Source organism: Pantoea sp. B65 (assembly GCF_047308185.1).
Taxonomy (GTDB): domain Bacteria; phylum Pseudomonadota; class Gammaproteobacteria; order Enterobacterales; family Enterobacteriaceae; genus Erwinia.
The window spans coordinates 68,293-84,804 of record NZ_JAHXPU010000042.1 but is presented as its reverse complement, the minus strand read 5'-3'; the positions used below and the strand labels follow the sequence as shown (position 1 = coordinate 84,804).

Genomic DNA, 16,512 nt, shown 5'->3' with positions numbered 1-16,512 from the left:
AAGGTTATCGCATGAAAAAATCCTTATCCGCACTGCTGCTCGGCGCTGTTCTGACTGCTCACGCCAGCGCTGCGGAAAAAATCACCCTGGTACTCGACTGGTATATCAATCCGGATCACGCGCCAATCATGGTGGCCGAACAGATCGGCGCCTTTAAAGCCGAAGGTCTGGAGGTCAATATTGTGCCGCCTTCCGATCCGGCGCTGCCGCCACGCCTTGTCGCCGCTGGCCAGGCAGATCTGGCGATCACCTATCAGCCGCAACTGCACTTTTTTGCCGATCAGGGCTTACCGTTAATGCGCGTTGGCACCCTGATAAACACGCCGCTGAATACGGTGATGGCGCTGGATAACAACATCGCTTCGCCAGCCGATCTGCGGGGTAAAAAAGTCGGTTTTTCCGTTAGCGGCATCGAGCAGGCGACCCTTGGGACGATGCTGCAGCATGAAAAGCGCAGCCTGCAGGACGTCAGGATGATTAATGTGAATTTTCAGCTGACCAGCGCGTTGCTGGCAGGACAGGTGGATGCGATTATTGGTGGCTATCGCAATATCGAAGCGGTTGAGCTGGAGCTGCAGGGTAAAAAACCGGTAGTGTTTAATGTTGAGGATTATGGCGTACCGGCCTACGATGAACTGATTATCGTCGCCAATAAGGATCAGGTTAACCAGCCGAAAATTAAAAAGTTCCTCGCGGCGCTGCAGAAAGGCACCGACTACCTGCTGGCTCATCCGCAACCAGGCTGGGACGTCTTTGCCCGCAACCATCCGGAGCTGAATACCGCGCTAAACCGACTTGCCTGGCAAAAAACCCTGCCGCTGTTTGCCACAAACCCGGCAAAACTGGATAGCGCGCGCTACCAGGCCTATGAGCAGTTCCTGTTCGCGAATCAACTGATTAAAAAAATCACCCCGGTCAGCGAATACGCCACTGAAATAAAGTAATGGCGTACCCTGCAGCCGGGGGATATTCCCCCGGCGACCGGCAGTTATGCCTGCGTAGCAGCATCCGCTGCCAAAACGGCGGCAGAGGCGCTATAAATTCGGCACGGACCAAAAAACATTCGGATTACTGGATCATCACATCCAGCGCGCGCAAATGCTGCGGCTGCCAGGAAAGCGTCACTTCATCCCCCGGGCGCCAGCGGCTGTCGATTTTCGCCGGGGTAAGTTTCACCATAAAATTACCCTGTCCGGCCACTTCGGTCAGCATCCGCACATGATCGCCGAGGTAGATAAATTGCTGGATACGCGCACGCACCTGCTGCTGCCCCGCTTCCGGCGCATTGACGTTGATACGTTCCGGCCGGATGCTGAGCTGAATCTTTTTACCCGGTGAACTTGGCCGCACTTTCAGAGCGCTTAACTGGGTGCCGTCGTCCAGTTTCACCTGATAATAATCGCCGGAAATCCCCGCCTGGGTGGCAAGCAGACTGTTATTTTCGCCGATAAACTGGGCGACAAAGGCGTTGTCTGGCTCTTCGTAGAGTTTGTTCGGGCTGTCCATCTGCTGGATCATGCCATCGTTAAACACCGCCACCCGGTCGGACATGGTCATCGCTTCGCTCTGGTCATGGGTAACATACACCACGGTCAGGTTCAGCATTTCATGCAACTGTTTGATTTCCATCTGCATATGTTCACGCAGCTGTTTATCCAGCGCCCCCAGCGGCTCATCCATCAGCACCAGTTTCGGTTCGAATACCAGCGCACGCGCCAGGGCAACGCGCTGCTGCTGACCACCGGACATCTGTGCCGGATAGCGGTCTGCCAGATCGGTCAGTTTCACCATATCCAGCACCCGTTTCACCCGCTCCTGCACATCGGATTTGTTCATCCGGCGAATATTCAGCGGAAACGCCAGATTCTGCGCCACGGTCATATGGGGAAACAGCGCGTAGTTCTGAAACACCATGCCGATATCGCGCTGATGCGGCGGCAGCGTATGCAGTGGCTGATCGCGCAGCAAGATCTCCCCGTCGGTGGGGGTTTCAAACCCGGCCAGCATCATCAGACTGGTGGTTTTACCGGAGCCGGATGGCCCAAGCAGGGTAAGAAATTCACCCTCTGCCACGTCCAGATTAAGATTACGAACCACCAGCTTGTCGCCGTCGTAGCTCTTTTTGATATTGCGGAAACTGACAAATGTTCTCATGGCACTCTCTTATCAAACGCGTTCGCAATTAACCCGGCATGAATCCTGCATGATCCGGTTTAACGAACTTTCCGGTGGCGGGCCTTTTTTTAGCATTACCATCGAAAATTTGTCGAAACAAGTAGCATCTGACAAAAAATGCGAAAAAAAAGCCTGAAGAATATTTTCTCAGGCTATTGTTTTCTATTGTCTTTTTTAAATAACCATAAAAATTACATGGTTATTTCGGTAGCAGGATCAGGCAATGCCCTGTGGCGGTCACGCGCGTTACGCCGTTGCCCCGTCACGATGCAAATGCCGTTTCAGGCAGTGCGCAATCGGGGCAAAAGTTTCCGCCATCTTCGCTTCGTCAACGCAGGCATACCCCAGCAACAGACCGCGCCGCTGGGCGCCGGACATGTAATAACCCGATAGCGGACGCGTCAGAACCCCCACCTGTTCCAGCTCGGCACTCACCGCCACATCGTCGATGTTATCCGGCAGCGCCAGCACCAGATGCAGCCCGGCGTTGTTCTGCAGGTTGAGAAATTGCGGGCCCAGTTCGCGCGTAATCACCGCCACCAGTGCAGCACGACGGCGGCTGTAGAGCTGGCGCATGCGGCGCACATGGGCGGCGTAGTGACCTTCCCGAATAAACTCGGCCAGCGTCAGCTGCACCAGACCATTGCCGCCGCGATACAGTTCGGAATGGGCCATTTTCATCCGCGGCGCCAGCCGCTTCGGCAGCACCATGTAGCTGATGCGGATCCCGGGATAGAGGGTTTTGCTGAAGGTGCCGAGATAGATTACCGGCGCATCGGTGGCCAGCCCCTGCAACGCCGGGATCGGACTGTCGGCAAAGCGGAATTCACTGTCGTAGTCATCCTCCACCACCCAGCTGCCCCACTCGCGCGCCAGGCTCAACAGGCGCTGACGTCGCTCCAGACTCATCACCACCCCCAGTGGGTACTGGTGCGATGGCGTCACGCACATCAGCCGCGGTGGCGTCGACTCGTCACTGTGGACCGGCGGATTCATACCGCCGTCGTCCACCGGCGTCGGGATAATTTTTACCCCGTTTACCGCCAGCACATTGCGGATCCCCCAGTAACCCGGCTCCTCAATCCACGCCGAGTCGCCGTAGTCGCAAAGCATTTTCGCCAGCAAATCCAGCGACTGATGGGTACCGGCGGTGATCACAATCTGGTCAGGAGTACAGATCACCGAGCGCACCACGCGTAAATATTCCGCCAGCGCCTGCTGCAGTTCGATACAACCGCCGTGGGGCGTGTAGGTCAGCGAGGCAAACGGCATCCGGCGGCTGAGACGCAACTGGATCTTGCGCCAGATATCGTGGGGCACATGACTGACGTCCGGGACGCCAGGCATAAACGCTCCCCACTGAAACGGGCCAACGCCGCTGCGGCTCAGCAGCCAGTTGCCGCGTTTTGACAGCCGCAGATGGCTGAACGGGGTATTTACCGCCGGGCGCGTCGCTTCTTCCGGCGGCGGACAGAGGTCCGGCAGCGTTTCGCTGACGAAGGTACCACTTCCGGTACGGGTCTGCAGATAGCCCTCCGACTGCAGCTGTTCGTATGCCACCAGCACGGTATTGCGCGAGACGGAAAGCTCCGATGCAAGGTCGCGCGAGGCCGGCAGCCGCGCCCCCGGCGCAATCGCGCCCTCCTGAATCGCGCTCTGAAGCGCATCGTACAAACGCTTGCCAAGCGCGCCGCCTGTCATCTGGCTTAACCGGTGGGCGAGCAGGTCGCCAAGTAACGATCGCAAATTGGTACCTCGAAATAATTAAAACTGGCTCTGGATAATACAGCCGCCGGAAGGCTAAAAAGCAAGGGCAGCATATGGAATCAACGCGGAATAACCGCACCGGGAATTTAGTGAGGTAAACCTATGAGCATCAGTGAAGTTCAGCAACGCCGTCTCGATGCCACGCCACGCGGCGTGGGTGTTATGTGTGATTTCTTTACCGTGAAAGCGGAAAACGCCACCCTCTGGGATCAGAATGGCCGGGAGTATATCGATTTCACCGCCGGTATTGCCGTACTTAACACCGGCCACCGCCACCCGAAAGTGATGGCCGCCGTACGTGAACAGCTGGAATGCTTTACCCATACCGCGTTCCAGGTGCTGCCGTATGAAAATTATATTGCGCTGGCGGAACGTCTGAACACGCTGGTGCCTGTCGCCGGTAAAGCGAAAACCACCTTCTTCAGCACCGGCGCCGAAGCGGTAGAGAACGCGGTGAAAATTGCCCGCGCGGCCACCGGACGTCCGGGAGTGATTACCTTCACCGGCGCCTTCCATGGCCGTACCCTGCTGACCATGGCGCTGACCGGTAAAGTCACCCCGTATAAAACCGGCTTTGGTCCGTTCCCGGGTTCGGTGTTCCATGCACGCTATCCAAATCTGCACCAGGGCGTCAGCGTCGACGATGCGCTGCAAAGCCTTGATGATATTTTCCATTGTGATATCGCCCCGCAACAGGTGGCGGCGATTCTGTTCGAACCGATCCAGGGTGAAGGTGGTTTTAACGTCGCCCCGGCGGAATTTGTTACTGCCCTGCGTAAACTCTGCGACCAGCACGGCATTCTGCTGATTGCCGATGAGATCCAGAGCGGCTTCGCCCGTACCGGCAAAATGTTCGCCAGTGACTGGTACGATGCCAAACCCGATCTGGTCACCATGGCCAAAAGCCTCGGCGGCGGCTTCCCGCTCTCTGCGGTTGCCGGTCGCGCCGAAGTGATGGACGCGCCGCTGCCTGGCGGGCTGGGCGGTACTTACGCCGGGAGCCCGGTGGCTATCGCCGCTTCCTGCGCCGTGCTGGAAGTGATTGCCGAAGAGAAACTCTGCGAACGTGCGATACAGCTGGGCGCTGAACTAATGGAAAGCGTGAAAAGCTGTCATAACCCGGCGGTCGCCGACGTCCGCGGTCGCGGCTCCATGGTGGCCGTCGAATTTAACGATCCCCTCAGCGGTAAGCCGTCGGCAGAAATCGCCCGCAGTGTGCAGAAACGCGCGCTGGACGCCGGTTTGATTTTACTGACCTGTGGCACCCACGGCAATGTGATTCGCTTTCTCTACCCACTGACCATTCCGCTGGAGCAGTTCCGCGAAGGTCTGAGCCGTCTGGCAACCATTCTGAAAAGCTGAGGAAGCGATGCAAGTTAGCCAATCTCCCCTGTTTCGCCAGCAGTGCCTGATTAACGGCCAGTGGTGTGATGCCGACAACGGCGAACGGGAAACCATTTACAACCCGGCCAGCGGCCAGCCGCTTGGCAGCGTGCCTCAGGTCAGCGCGGCACAAACCGCGGCGGCAATTGTCGCGGCGGAAAGTGCTCTGGTCAGCTGGCGCGCGCAAACCGGTAAGGCGCGTGCCGCAGTATTAATGCGCTGGGCCGATCTGATGACCGCCCACCGCGAAGAGCTGGCGCATATTCTTTGTGCCGAACAGGGCAAACCGCTGGCGGAAGCGCTGGGTGAAATCACCTATGCCACCTCCTTTATTAGCTGGTTTGCCGAAGAAGCCAAACGGGTCGAAGGTCAGGTGCTGTCGTCACCACAAGCCAGTCAGCGGCTGCTGGTACTGAAACAGCCGATTGGCGTCTGTGCAGCGATTACACCGTGGAACTTCCCGGCAGCGATGATCACCCGCAAGGCCGGCCCGGCGCTGGCCGCCGGATGCACCATGGTACTGAAGCCGGCGGAACAAACGCCGTTTACCGCGCTGGCGCTGGCGGAGTTAGGCCAGCAGGCCGGACTGCCCGCCGGGGTGTTTCAGGTGATCACCGGCTCGGCGCAGCAGGTGGGTAAAGTGCTGTGCGACAGCCCGGTGGTGCGCAAGTTAAGTTTTACCGGCTCGACTGAAGTTGGCCGTCTGTTAATGGCGCAGTGTTCCGGCACGGTGAAGAAGCTGTCACTGGAACTGGGCGGCAATGCGCCTTTTATTATCTTTGATGATGCCGATCCACAAGCTGCCGTCGCCGGCATCATGGCATCAAAGTTCCGTAACAGCGGCCAGACCTGTGTCTGCGCCAACCGCATCTACATCCAGCAGGGTATCTACCCGCTGATCAAACAGCGTCTGGTTGAGGCGGTAGAAAAGCTGGTGGTCGGTGATGCGCTGCTACCGGGGGTCACCCAGGGGCCGTTGATTGACCAGGCAGCGGTGGCCAAGGTACGCGAGCATATCGCGGATGCCCTGGCAAAAGGCGCCACCCTGCTCACCGGTGGTGAATCACATGCGCTGGGCGGCACCTTTTTCCAGCCGACCATCGTGGCGGATGTTACACCTGATATGCGTTTTGCCCGCGAAGAGACCTTTGGTCCGGTGGCTCCGCTGTTCAGCTTCAGTGATGAAGCGGAAGCGATCGCCCTGGCCAATGACACCGAGTTTGGTCTTGCCGCCTATGTCTATACCCGTGATGCTGGCCGCCAGTGGCGGGTACCGGAAGCGCTGGAATATGGCATGGTCGGGCTGAATACCGGTCTGATCTCCAATGAAGTATCGCCGTTTGGCGGCGTCAAACAGTCGGGTCTGGGACGTGAAGGTTCGCGCTTCGGCCTCGATGAGTATCTGGAAATGAAGTACCTGTGCATTGAAACCGGACAGGCGTAGATGTGCTGTGGCGGGTCGCGGCAGCGAAAGCGGCGGCGCCCGCCTGTTAACCCGGGGAATGGGCATTCTGCCGCAGGATGAATATGGCATGAATGATGCACATGAAGTATGCAATAAAAAAACAGATGTAATGCATGATGCATCGCAATGTTCACGACATTTTTTTGGGCATCTTTTATTTCACAATTTACCGAGTTATCAAGGAGTCACAGCATGTATAAGAAACTAATCGCCCTCAGCGTATTGGCCGCAATGACCTTCGCCGCCCACGCGGAAACCCTTACCGTCATCTCTTTTGGCGGCCTGAATAAAGACGCGCAGGATAAAGCGTTCTACAAACCTTTCACCGCCGCAGGTAAAGGGGCGATCGAGTCCGGAGAATATAACGGTGAAATGGCGCGCATCCGTGCCATGGTGGAAACCGGTCAGGTCGGCTGGGATATCGTGGAAGTCGAAACCTCGGAACTGGTGCGTGGCTGTGACGAAGGGCTGTATGAAACCCTTGACTGGAACAAACTGGGTAATAAGAACGATTTTGTGCCGGGCACCATCGTCGGCGAGTGTGGCGCCGGGATCTTCCTGTGGTCCACGGTGCTGACCTACGATGCCAGCAAACTGAAGAAAGCGCCCACCGACTGGACCGATTTCTGGAACGTGAAAGATTTTCCGGGCAAACGCGCGATGCGTAAAAGCGCCAAGCTGACCATGGAGATCGCACTGATGGCCGATGGCGTGAAACGCGAAGATGTCTATAAAGTACTGGCGACACCGGCTGGTGTTGAACGCGCCTTTAAGAAACTGGATCAGCTGAAGCCATATATCCAGTGGTGGGAATCCGGCGCTCAGCCGCTGCAGTGGATGGTTTCCGGCGATGTGGTGATGACCACCGCGTATAACGGCCGTATCAGCGCCGCGCAGAAAGAGGGGCATGACTTCCGGGTCGTCTGGAATAACAGCCTTGCCGACCTCGATAGCTGGGCGATTGTGAAAGGCTCCAAACATAAAGCGCTGGCGGAAGACTTTATTGCCTTTGCCAATAAACCGGAAAATCAGAAAGTATTTGCTGAAAATATTCCTTACGGTCCAACCAATAAAAACGCCACTCCGCTGATTGACGCCGGCATTCTGAAAAATCTGCCGACCGCGCCGGAAAACCTGGCAGTATCTTTGCAAGTAAATACCGAGTTCTGGATCGAACACGGTGAAGATCTTGAACAACGTTTTAACGCCTGGGCGGCGAAATAACCTCTAACGCGGCCTTAACCGGCCGCGTTATCCCGATATATCGCGTGAAGGAGCCAGCCATTGAGCCAGAACCCTGTGATGGATACCGCCATCAGCAATGCCCCCCATACCGACGGTCCGACCCTGAACCAGCGGTTGCGCAAAGTCGATGCCGCCAAAACACGCCGCTCACTGTGGCTTATCGCCCCGTTACTGGCTTTTGTCGTCGTCTGCTTTTTATTCCCGATTGGCGCTATTCTCAGTAAAAGCGTGCAAAACCCGGAAATCTCTGGCGCCCTGCCGAATACCGTGGCGGCTCTGCAACAGTGGGACGGTCACCAACTGCCGGATGAAGCCCTGTTTGCCACCATGGGCAAGGAACTGGTCGCCGCACGCGAGCGCGGTCAAATCGCCGTCGTCGCCAAGCGTATGAGCTATGAAAACAGCAGCTTCCGCCGCCTGATCACCGCCACGCCACGCCTGGTTCCCAAAGAAGACGCAGCGGTAAAAGAGACCTTAATCGCCGCCCTGCCCGACTGGGGAAAACTGAGTACCTGGCAGACGCTGCAACGCGCCTCAGCCAGCATCACGCCATACTATTTATTGTCGGTATTTGATCGCAAAGTGGCTATCGACAGCGGCAAAATTGAAAAACTACCGGCCGACCAGGCGCTCTATTTTAATGTGCTGCTGCGTACCCTGTGGATGGCGACGGTGGTCACCCTGCTGTGCGTACTGCTCGGTTATCCGCTGGCTTACTGGTTAGCCAAACAGCCGATCGGCCGCGCCAATCTGCTGATGATTATGGTGCTGCTGCCATTCTGGACGTCGCTGATTGTGCGTACCGCCAGCTGGATTGTATTGCTACAGTCCGGTGGCCTGATTAACAGCGCGCTACAGGGATTGGGGATTATCGATCATCCGCTGACGCTGGTGTTTAACCGTGTCGGGGTCTATATCTCAATGACCCATATTTTATTGCCGTTTATTGTTCTGCCGCTGTATGCGGTAATGAAAGGCATCTCACCGAACTATGTGCGCGCGGCCATCTCGCTCGGCGCCCATCCGTTCAGCGCCTTCTGGCGGGTATATGTTCCGCAGACTTATGCCGGGGTCACCGCCGGCGCGCTGCTGGTGTTTATGATGGCGATTGGCTATTACGTCACACCGGCGCTGCTCGGCGGTCCGGACGATCAGATGGTCAGTTACTTTGTCGCCTTCTTTACCAATACCACCATGAACTGGGGTATGGCCGCCGCGTTAGGCACTCAGCTGCTGATTATCGTGATCCTGCTGTATATCCTGTATACCCGTGTAACCCGCACTTCTGCCGAAGCAGCGCGTCATTAATCAGGGAGAAGCACAATGAAACAACATGGCTCGCAACTGTTACGCCTGTGGAAATATGCCTTTAATTTTTATGGCGCGGCAATTCTGCTTTTTCTTATCGTGCCGATTCTGGTGATCGTCCCGCTGTCGTTTAATGCCGGATCCTTTCTCAGTTATCCGCTAAGTGGTTTTTCCCTGCGCTGGTATCAGACCTTTTTTCATTCGCAGGAGTGGCTGGCGTCGCTGGGCAACAGTCTGCTCATCGCCCCGCTTGCCACCCTGCTGGCCACGGTGCTCGGCGTGCTGGCATCCATGGGGCTGGTGCGCGGCGAGTTTCGCGGTAAAGGTCTGGTGATGGCGATTATCATTTCGCCAATGGTGGCGCCGGTGGTGATTATTGCGGTTGGCATGTTCTTTTTCTTTGCCCGCCTGTCGCTGCTGAACAGCTATCTCGGCCTGGTGCTGGCGCATGCGCTGATCGGCGTCCCCTTTGTGGTGATCACCGTCACGGCGGTACTGAAAAATTACGATACCAATCTGTCGCGTGCGGCAGCCAACCTCGGCGCTAACCCACTGCTGGTATTTCGTAAAATCACCCTGCCGCTGATCGCCCCGGGGGTATTTTCCGGCGCGCTATTCGCCTTTGCCGCCTCGTTTGATGAAGTGGTGATCACACTGTTTCTTGCCAGCCCGCGCCAGCGCACGCTGCCGATCCAGATGTTTGCCGGCATCCGGGAAAACCTCGATCCGACCATCGCCGCCGCCGCCAGTTTAATGATTGGCGCGTCGCTGATACTGTTAATCGTAATGGAAGTGTTACGCCGCCGCAGTGAGCGGCTGCGCAGCTAGCGCGGAACAGATCACGCTGCTATAGCGGTTGCCAGAAACATTTTTCTGCGTTATCAATAGGATTACCCTGGTTTTTAACGCCTTCCGGAAATGTGATATGTGGCAACGCCCGGCATTGATCCACTACCTCAGTACCCTCTCCTCGCCGATTGTGGCCCTGATGGGAGTGGCGGGAATGGGCAAAAGCGTGGTGCTGCAGCAACTGGCGGAATTTTGTCACAGTGTGGTCAGCGAACAACTGCCCGACCCACAGGCCTAGCCGCAGGGGCAGGATTTGTTCTGGGATCCCGGCAGTTGCTCACTGAAGCAGCAATATCAGGATGCGGTACGCCTGTTGCCGCAACTGAAAGCGCGTCAGCAACGCCTGTTTCTCACCGTTGACTGGCAGGTACAGCATGACTGGCTGGTGGAAGGGATGGTCTATCAGGAGATCAGCGTGGTGGAGCAATCCCGCCTGCTGTTTTCACTGGATGAGATCATGGCGCTGGGGATTGAACATCCGGAGCGCTGCCTGGCGGATACCGGTGGCTGGCCGGTGCTGGTGGCGAACTATGACCGCCTGACGCAACCGCTGTTTCGCCGCAGCTGGCAGGATTTTATTGCCGCGCGCATTATCAGCCTACTGCCGTTGCGCCTGCAACGTATCCTGCTGGCGCTGGCGCTCTCGCCGTCACTGACCATGCAGAAACACCACCTTGACGGCCTGGCGATCGGCAGTCTGCTCCCCCTCATCTACTGCGATAATGAAAACCGCCTGCACCTCGGCAATGCGCCTTTACGCCAGGCGCTGGTCGCGCTGGCGGCGGAAGAGCGCTCGCTGTATCAGGGTGCGATGCGACTGGTAGCCCAGGATTTATGGCAGCAGCAGCGCCGCTTTCAGGCGATTATCACCGCCGCGCAGTCGAATAATGTCGATCTGGCGCTGAACTGGTTTCACCAGAGTGGCAGCGGCTTATATGGTCATCTGCATGGTTTCAGTGAGCTGAAGAATATTCTGCAAAGTTTCCCGGCCGCCAGTGTGGCGCAGGAAACCTCGCTGGCATGGGCGCGGATAGAAGAGTTACTGAAAGCCGGCGAACTGATGGCGGCGCGCGCCTTCTGTAATAATAGCGCGCTGTTTCATCTTGGTAACCTTAACCGGCGACAAAAAGCGCTGATGCGTCTGATGCAGCTGACCCTGATGTCCTATCAGAGTGAAAACTACAGCGACGCCACCCTTGATAGCATGCGCAGTCTGGCGCCGCTGCTGGCGGATGAACCGCTGGCCTGCGCCTCGCTGCATAACAAATTAGCCATTGCACATATGACGCGCGGTGAGTGGCAGCAGGCCAGGGTATGCTGCCATATCAGCCTGGCGGGATATCGCCAGGCCTCTGCCGATTATCTCTGCTTTTTCGCTCATTTTCACTTATGCCGTCTGGCCTGCCATCAGGGAGCATTGCCGCAGGCACGCCAGCAAATTGCCCTGGCGGAAAACTGTCTGCAGCGTGTCCCTTTTCGCCAGTCCCTGACCTGTGAACGGGCGTTTATCGCGCTGGGGAAAAGCCTGCTGGCGCTCCACAGCGGCGATATTGACGAGGCGGCGCAGCAATGGCGCCACGTGCGCATGGCGATGGACGGACTGGAGTGCTGGCCGGAGCTAATGGCCGAATTTAGCTGGCTGAGTCTGCTGGTCTGCTACCTGAAAGAGGGGCTACCCGCAGCATGGATGACATTACAGGATTTACGCACCCGCTATGCCGTCAGTTTTCCGGCGGCGGATGACAGCCTGTTGGTCCTGTATGAGCTGTTTCTGAAGCAGGAAGGCGGGCAGTGGCGTGAAGCGCATCAGTGTCTGTTACAACTGAAAATACCGGCCCATGCGCCGCTGGCGCAGCGCTTCAGTCACTGGCTGACGCTACGTGCAGAGGTGGCGCTGCTGGCGCAACGCCACCACAGCCGGGGCATAAAATCGCCTGAGTTTGTCGCTGAATCGCGCCTGACGGCAGTGGAAATACAGCTGCAACGGCTACTACAGGCACGCTTTTATGTCATCACTCAGCAAACCGATAAACTGCGGGAATGCTGGCTGCTGCTGGTAAATGAGGCGCAATACACCGGCCTTAATCTGCCGTTGCTGCTGGAGCGCAATACGGTGGCGGAAGTGTGGGAACAGCTCTCTGCCGACCCGCGCCGCACCATCGCCGGCGCCGATCTGGTGCAGCGCCTGCAGAGGCAAACCCCAGTCACCCTCAGTGAAAAAACGGTAATCCCGCCGGGGTTAACCACGAAACAGTGGCTGATCCTGCAACGGCTCAGCGAGGGGCTGTCCAATAAACAGATCGCCAACCTCAGCGGCATTAGTGAGAATACGGTTAAATTCCATCTGAAAGCGCTGTTCCGCTATTTCGCGGTAACTAAACGCAGTCAGCTGATCGAGCGATTACAACAGCAGGCTGACGACCTGTCCGCCTGACTACCCGTTTGCAGAAAAAACTACCCGCCGTCATATCAGCGCCGCTTGCCATGCGGCTGACGGCTTCTGGCGATCGCCATCACCATTAGCGCTTTTGCTGGCGCAACCGGATAAACCCGGCGCTAAAAAACCTGCCGACCACCCTACCCGTATCAACCCTCAAACTACCCATCCTGGTGATTGTTTCAGCAGGCTGATTGCCTGTTAACTAAACAGATTGAATGCCAACCCCGGTTAATTCAGGGAGTGATGATGAGAGAGTTGCGCTATCTGAGTCAGCGTCTTGGTCGCCTGCTGCTGATTCTGTTTGGTCTGTCGGCGATTATCTTTTCTGTGGCGCGACTGGTCCCCGGCGATCCGGCGCGTATTGCGCTTGGCCCGCTGGCCAGCGAACAGCAAATCAGCGACCTACGCAGTAAAATGGGACTGGATAAACCCGCCCCTGAGCAGTACCTGCGCTATATCGGCGGCGTGTTGCACGGTGATTTTGGTCAGTCACTGCTGACCGGTCGCAGCGTTGCGCTGGATATCCGTCAGGCGTTACCGGCGACGCTGGAGCTGGTGCTGTTCACTCTGCTATTGATGATGCTGATCGCCATCCCGCTCGGGGTACTCGCCGCGTGGCAACAAAATGGCTGGTTTGATCAGCTCTCACGCATACTGTCGCTACTCGGCGTGGTGACGCCCGCTTTCCTGCTGGCGCTGATCCTGCAATTACTTGCCAGCCTGAACTGGTTTGCTCTGCCGGTCACCGAACGCCTTAGCAGCGGCCTGCACTTTGATGCCAGAGTCAGCGGATTACTGTTAGTGGATAGCCTGCTGGCCAGACGCTGGGAGGTGTTCAGCGACGCCGCTAAACACCTGGTGCTGCCGGGGTTTGCTCTCGCCGCCGCCGGTATCGGTCAGGTGATGCGCATCACCCGTTCCAGCATGATTGAATTCAGCCATCGTGACCACGTCGAAACGCTGCGCGCCTGCGGCGTCTCAAAAAGCAAAATCTATGGCAAATACCTGTTGCGCCTCAGCGCTTCCGCACCGCTGACCATTCTCGGGCTGGAGTTCGCTTCACTGATCGGCAACGCGTTTATTGTCGAAATGGTTTTCTCCTGGCCGGGAATGGCCAGCTACGGTATCCGCGCCATTTTAAGTAAAGATTTCAATGCGGTGATGGGCGTGGTGCTGGTATCGGGGGTGTTCTTTATTGTCGCCAACCTGTTAATTGACTTTGTGGTGAGCCTGGTCGATCCACGTCTGAAATATAAAGGTGTTTAACGCTATGGCTGAGACTCCTCATTCCCCCTCCGCGCTGCCCAATGGCCTGCAAGAGTTTCTGTCCGCTGGCGACATCAGTGGCCCCGGACGCCACGCCCGGGCATGGTTCCGTTTTAGTCGCAACCCGATCGCCGTGCTGGGACTGGTGATGATCGTACTGGTGCTGTTTGCCGCCCTGGCGGCGCCCTGGCTGGTGCCGTATCCGGAGCATGTCGGCAGTTACGTCAACTTTATGCAGCGGCATAAACCCCCTTCGATGGCGCACTGGATGGGCACTGACAATGTGGGACGCGATATCCTGACGCGAGTGATGTATGGCTATCGCGTGGCGCTGCTACTGGTGGCAGGCGTACTGGGTATCGCGGTGCCGATTGGCGTGGCGCTGGGCATTCTGGCGGCCTGGTTCGCCGGACTGACTGAAACCATCATTATGCGCCTTAACGATATGCTGCTGGCGGTGCCGCCGCTGGTGCTGGCGCTGGCGATTACCACAGTACTGGAACCCAGCCTGATCAACGCCATGTTCGCCATCTCATTTTTATGGTGGAACTGGCACTGCCGTCTGGTTTATCGCCTGGCGAAAAGCATTGTCACGGAAGATTACATTGAGGCGGCGAAACTCTCCGGCGCCAGCCACTGGCACATTATCCGCCATGAGATCCTGCCTAACTGTATCGCCGCCATTACGGTGAAAACCACCCTTGATGCCGGCTTTGTGATCCTGTTTGGCGCCACCCTGAGTTTCCTCGGGCTGGGGGTGCAGCCGCCAACTCCCGATCTCGGCACCATGGTATCGACCGGGGCCAACTATCTGCCAGAATACTGGTGGGAATCGATGATGCCGGGGATGGCGATTCTGTTTGCCATTCTCGGTTTTAACCTGCTGGGCGATGGCCTGCGCGACTTCTTCGACGTTGAGGTATAACCATGGCGATCTGCGCCCCGCTGCTGGAAATTGATCGTCTCAGTCTCAGTTTTCAGCGTTATGGCCAGCAATATCAGGTGCTGCATGAGGTGTCCCTGACGCTGGCGGCTGGCGAACGGGTGGCGCTGATTGGTGAATCCGGCTCCGGTAAATCCGTTACCGGTAAGGCACTGATTGGCACCCTGCCGGCGGCGGCCCGCATCCTCTCCGGCGATATCCGTCTGGAGGGGCAATCGTTACTGACCCTGCCGGCGGCGGCCCGTGAAGCGCTGAAAGGCAGCAAGATGTCGATGATTCAGCAGGATCCGCTGACCTCATTTAACCCGGTATTCCGTATTGGCACCCATCTCGACGATGTGATGCGCTTTGTGGCGCGCCAACAGGGAATACGCATGAGCCAGACGCAGCGCCGCCAGCATATTGATGCGGTGCTGCGCAAGGTACGGCTAAGCGATCCACAGCGGGTGTTTCAGGCCTACCCATGGCAACTTTCCGGCGGTATGCGCCAGCGGGTGCTGATTGCCATGGCGCTGCTGCATCCGACACGCATTCTGATTGCCGACGAACCTGGCACGGCGCTGGATGTCACCACCCAGGCGGAGATCAATACGCTGATTAATCGCCTGGTGGATGAAGAACAACTGGCGTTACTGTTGATCACCCACAATCTCGGCGTGGTGCGGCAGTGCGCCGACCGGGTTTATGTGATGCAGCAGGGACGCATTGTTGAACATACCAGCGCCGCTGCCTTGTGTTCGCACCCGCATCACCCCTATACCCGGCGTTTATTCCACGCGGTTCCCCGGTTGTATGGCGATGAGGTGCGGGCGCCGGTATTGCCGCGCGGCGAACTGTGCATCGATATCAGCGACGCCGTCAAACGCTTCGGCCAGCAACCACGCTGGCTGCGAAAACCGGCGGCGGCGGTGCTGGCGGTGAACCACGTGTCGCTGCGCATTCAGCGCGGCGATATCTTCGGGCTGGCCGGTGAGTCCGGCTCCGGCAAAACCACCCTGGCGCGGGCAGTGATGGGGCTGTTGCCGCTGTCGGCAGGCAGCATCACTCTCGACGGGCAGCCGGTCACCTACGGCAGCCGCGCCATGAGTAAAAAAATCCAGCTGGTCCATCAGAATCCGGCGATGTCGCTCAACCCCAAACGCACGGTCGGTGATGCCCTGCGCGTACCGCTGAAATATCTCTGCGGCTATCAGGGCGATTTAACCCCACGCGTACACCAGCTTCTCCGGCAGGTTGAACTGCCGCCAGAGTACGCCGACCTGTATCCCAATAATCTTTCCGGCGGCCAGAAACAGCGGGTAGCCATCGCCCGCGCGCTGGCGGCGGAACCGGAAGTGCTGGTACTGGATGAGCCGACCTCGGCGCTGGATGTCTCGGTGCAGTTCAGCGTGATTACCCTGCTACAGCGCCTGCAACAGGAACTCGGCCTGACCTATCTGTTTATTTCTCACGATCTCAGCCTGATGCGTAATTTCTGCAATCACGTAGCGGTCATGCTGAAAGGCGAGCTGGTGGAGTCCGGCGCCACCGATCGGGTGTTTCTCGCCCCACAGCACGCTTACACCCAGGCGCTGTTACAGGCTATCCCGGTATTAACTGAGGAAGAGGAACGGCAAAAACCACTATCCGCTCATCCGGCCGCAGCGGAACGTTTTCATCATAATTAAGGAG

The 16,512-nt window shown here is 57.5% G+C and carries 13 protein-coding genes; 11 read left to right on the top strand and 2 right to left on the bottom strand.

All coding sequences use genetic code 11. The features are described from left to right. The first annotated feature begins 11 nt into the window (after window positions 1–11). Complete coding sequence (locus tag JWF83_RS21740) at window positions 12–944, top strand: ABC transporter substrate-binding protein (protein ID WP_413652596.1); 933 nt, start codon at window positions 12–14, stop codon at window positions 942–944. A 124-nt stretch (window positions 945–1,068) separates the two neighbouring features. On the opposite strand, the gene JWF83_RS21735 is transcribed toward JWF83_RS21740, so the two are convergent. Then, window positions 1,069–2,154 carry an ABC transporter ATP-binding protein gene (locus tag JWF83_RS21735; RefSeq protein WP_413652595.1) on the bottom strand — a complete coding sequence of 362 codons (1,086 nt, stop codon included), beginning with the start codon at window positions 2,152–2,154 and terminating at the stop codon, window positions 1,069–1,071. Window positions 2,155–2,421: 267 nt separating this feature from the next. Next, window positions 2,422–3,921: a PLP-dependent aminotransferase family protein gene (locus tag JWF83_RS21730; RefSeq protein WP_413652594.1), complete on the bottom strand. Its 1,500-nt coding sequence runs from the start codon at window positions 3,919–3,921 to the stop codon at window positions 2,422–2,424. Window positions 3,922–4,044: 123 nt separating this feature from the next. Between JWF83_RS21730 and JWF83_RS21725 the strand changes: the two genes are divergently transcribed. From JWF83_RS21725 to JWF83_RS21680, 10 genes are all read left to right on the top strand, one after another. After that, window positions 4,045–5,304, top strand: coding sequence for a 4-aminobutyrate--2-oxoglutarate transaminase (locus JWF83_RS21725; protein WP_413652593.1), 1,260 nt, complete (start codon window positions 4,045–4,047; stop codon window positions 5,302–5,304). A 7-nt stretch (window positions 5,305–5,311) separates the two neighbouring features. Further along, window positions 5,312–6,769 carry an NAD-dependent succinate-semialdehyde dehydrogenase gene (locus JWF83_RS21720; protein ID WP_413652591.1) on the top strand — a complete coding sequence of 486 codons (1,458 nt, stop codon included), beginning with the start codon at window positions 5,312–5,314 and terminating at the stop codon, window positions 6,767–6,769. 213 nt (window positions 6,770–6,982) lie between these two features. Continuing rightward, window positions 6,983–8,014 carry a polyamine ABC transporter substrate-binding protein gene (locus JWF83_RS21715; RefSeq protein WP_413652589.1) on the top strand — a complete coding sequence of 344 codons (1,032 nt, stop codon included), beginning with the start codon at window positions 6,983–6,985 and terminating at the stop codon, window positions 8,012–8,014. Between the two features lie 60 nt (window positions 8,015–8,074). Further along, window positions 8,075–9,343, top strand: a complete 1,269-nt coding sequence (locus JWF83_RS21710; RefSeq protein ID WP_413652588.1) for an ABC transporter permease — start codon at window positions 8,075–8,077, stop codon at window positions 9,341–9,343. Between the two features lie 15 nt (window positions 9,344–9,358). Next, window positions 9,359–10,171 carry an ABC transporter permease gene (locus JWF83_RS21705; protein WP_413652587.1) on the top strand — a complete coding sequence of 271 codons (813 nt, stop codon included), beginning with the start codon at window positions 9,359–9,361 and terminating at the stop codon, window positions 10,169–10,171. Window positions 10,172–10,268: 97 nt separating this feature from the next. After that, window positions 10,269–10,430 (top strand): hypothetical protein, encoded by a 162-nt coding sequence (locus JWF83_RS21700; protein ID WP_413652586.1) that lies wholly within the window; start codon window positions 10,269–10,271, stop codon window positions 10,428–10,430. 15 nt (window positions 10,431–10,445) lie between these two features. Beyond that, window positions 10,446–12,626 (top strand): helix-turn-helix transcriptional regulator, encoded by a 2,181-nt coding sequence (locus tag JWF83_RS21695; protein ID WP_413652585.1) that lies wholly within the window; start codon window positions 10,446–10,448, stop codon window positions 12,624–12,626. Window positions 12,627–12,875: 249 nt separating this feature from the next. Then, window positions 12,876–13,898 (top strand): ABC transporter permease, encoded by a 1,023-nt coding sequence (locus tag JWF83_RS21690; RefSeq protein ID WP_413652584.1) that lies wholly within the window; start codon window positions 12,876–12,878, stop codon window positions 13,896–13,898. A 4-nt stretch (window positions 13,899–13,902) separates the two neighbouring features. Further along, a complete protein-coding gene (locus JWF83_RS21685) occupies window positions 13,903–14,823 on the top strand; it encodes an ABC transporter permease (RefSeq protein WP_413652583.1) in 921 nt (306 codons plus the stop codon). Between the two features lie 2 nt (window positions 14,824–14,825). After that, on the top strand, window positions 14,826–16,508 hold the full coding sequence (locus JWF83_RS21680) for a dipeptide ABC transporter ATP-binding protein (RefSeq protein ID WP_413652582.1): 1,683 nt from the start codon (window positions 14,826–14,828) through the stop codon (window positions 16,506–16,508). Window positions 16,509–16,512: the final 4 nt, after the last annotated feature.

Excerpts from the sequence above, each read along its gene's own strand:
- JWF83_RS21740 (WP_413652596.1), top strand. The coding sequence starts at position 12 with ATGAAAAAATCCTTATCCGCACTGCTGCTCGGCGCTGTTCTGACTGCT.
- JWF83_RS21735 (WP_413652595.1), bottom strand. The coding sequence starts at position 2,154 with ATGAGAACATTTGTCAGTTTCCGCAATATCAAAAAGAGCTACGACGGC.
- JWF83_RS21725 (WP_413652593.1), top strand. The coding sequence starts at position 4,045 with ATGAGCATCAGTGAAGTTCAGCAACGCCGTCTCGATGCCACGCCACGC.
- JWF83_RS21720 (WP_413652591.1), top strand. The coding sequence starts at position 5,312 with ATGCAAGTTAGCCAATCTCCCCTGTTTCGCCAGCAGTGCCTGATTAAC.
- JWF83_RS21715 (WP_413652589.1), top strand. The coding sequence starts at position 6,983 with ATGTATAAGAAACTAATCGCCCTCAGCGTATTGGCCGCAATGACCTTC.
- JWF83_RS21705 (WP_413652587.1), top strand. The coding sequence starts at position 9,359 with ATGAAACAACATGGCTCGCAACTGTTACGCCTGTGGAAATATGCCTTT.
- JWF83_RS21700 (WP_413652586.1), top strand. The coding sequence starts at position 10,269 with ATGTGGCAACGCCCGGCATTGATCCACTACCTCAGTACCCTCTCCTCG.
- JWF83_RS21690 (WP_413652584.1), top strand. The coding sequence starts at position 12,876 with ATGATGAGAGAGTTGCGCTATCTGAGTCAGCGTCTTGGTCGCCTGCTG.
- JWF83_RS21685 (WP_413652583.1), top strand. The coding sequence starts at position 13,903 with ATGGCTGAGACTCCTCATTCCCCCTCCGCGCTGCCCAATGGCCTGCAA.
- JWF83_RS21680 (WP_413652582.1), top strand. The coding sequence starts at position 14,826 with ATGGCGATCTGCGCCCCGCTGCTGGAAATTGATCGTCTCAGTCTCAGT.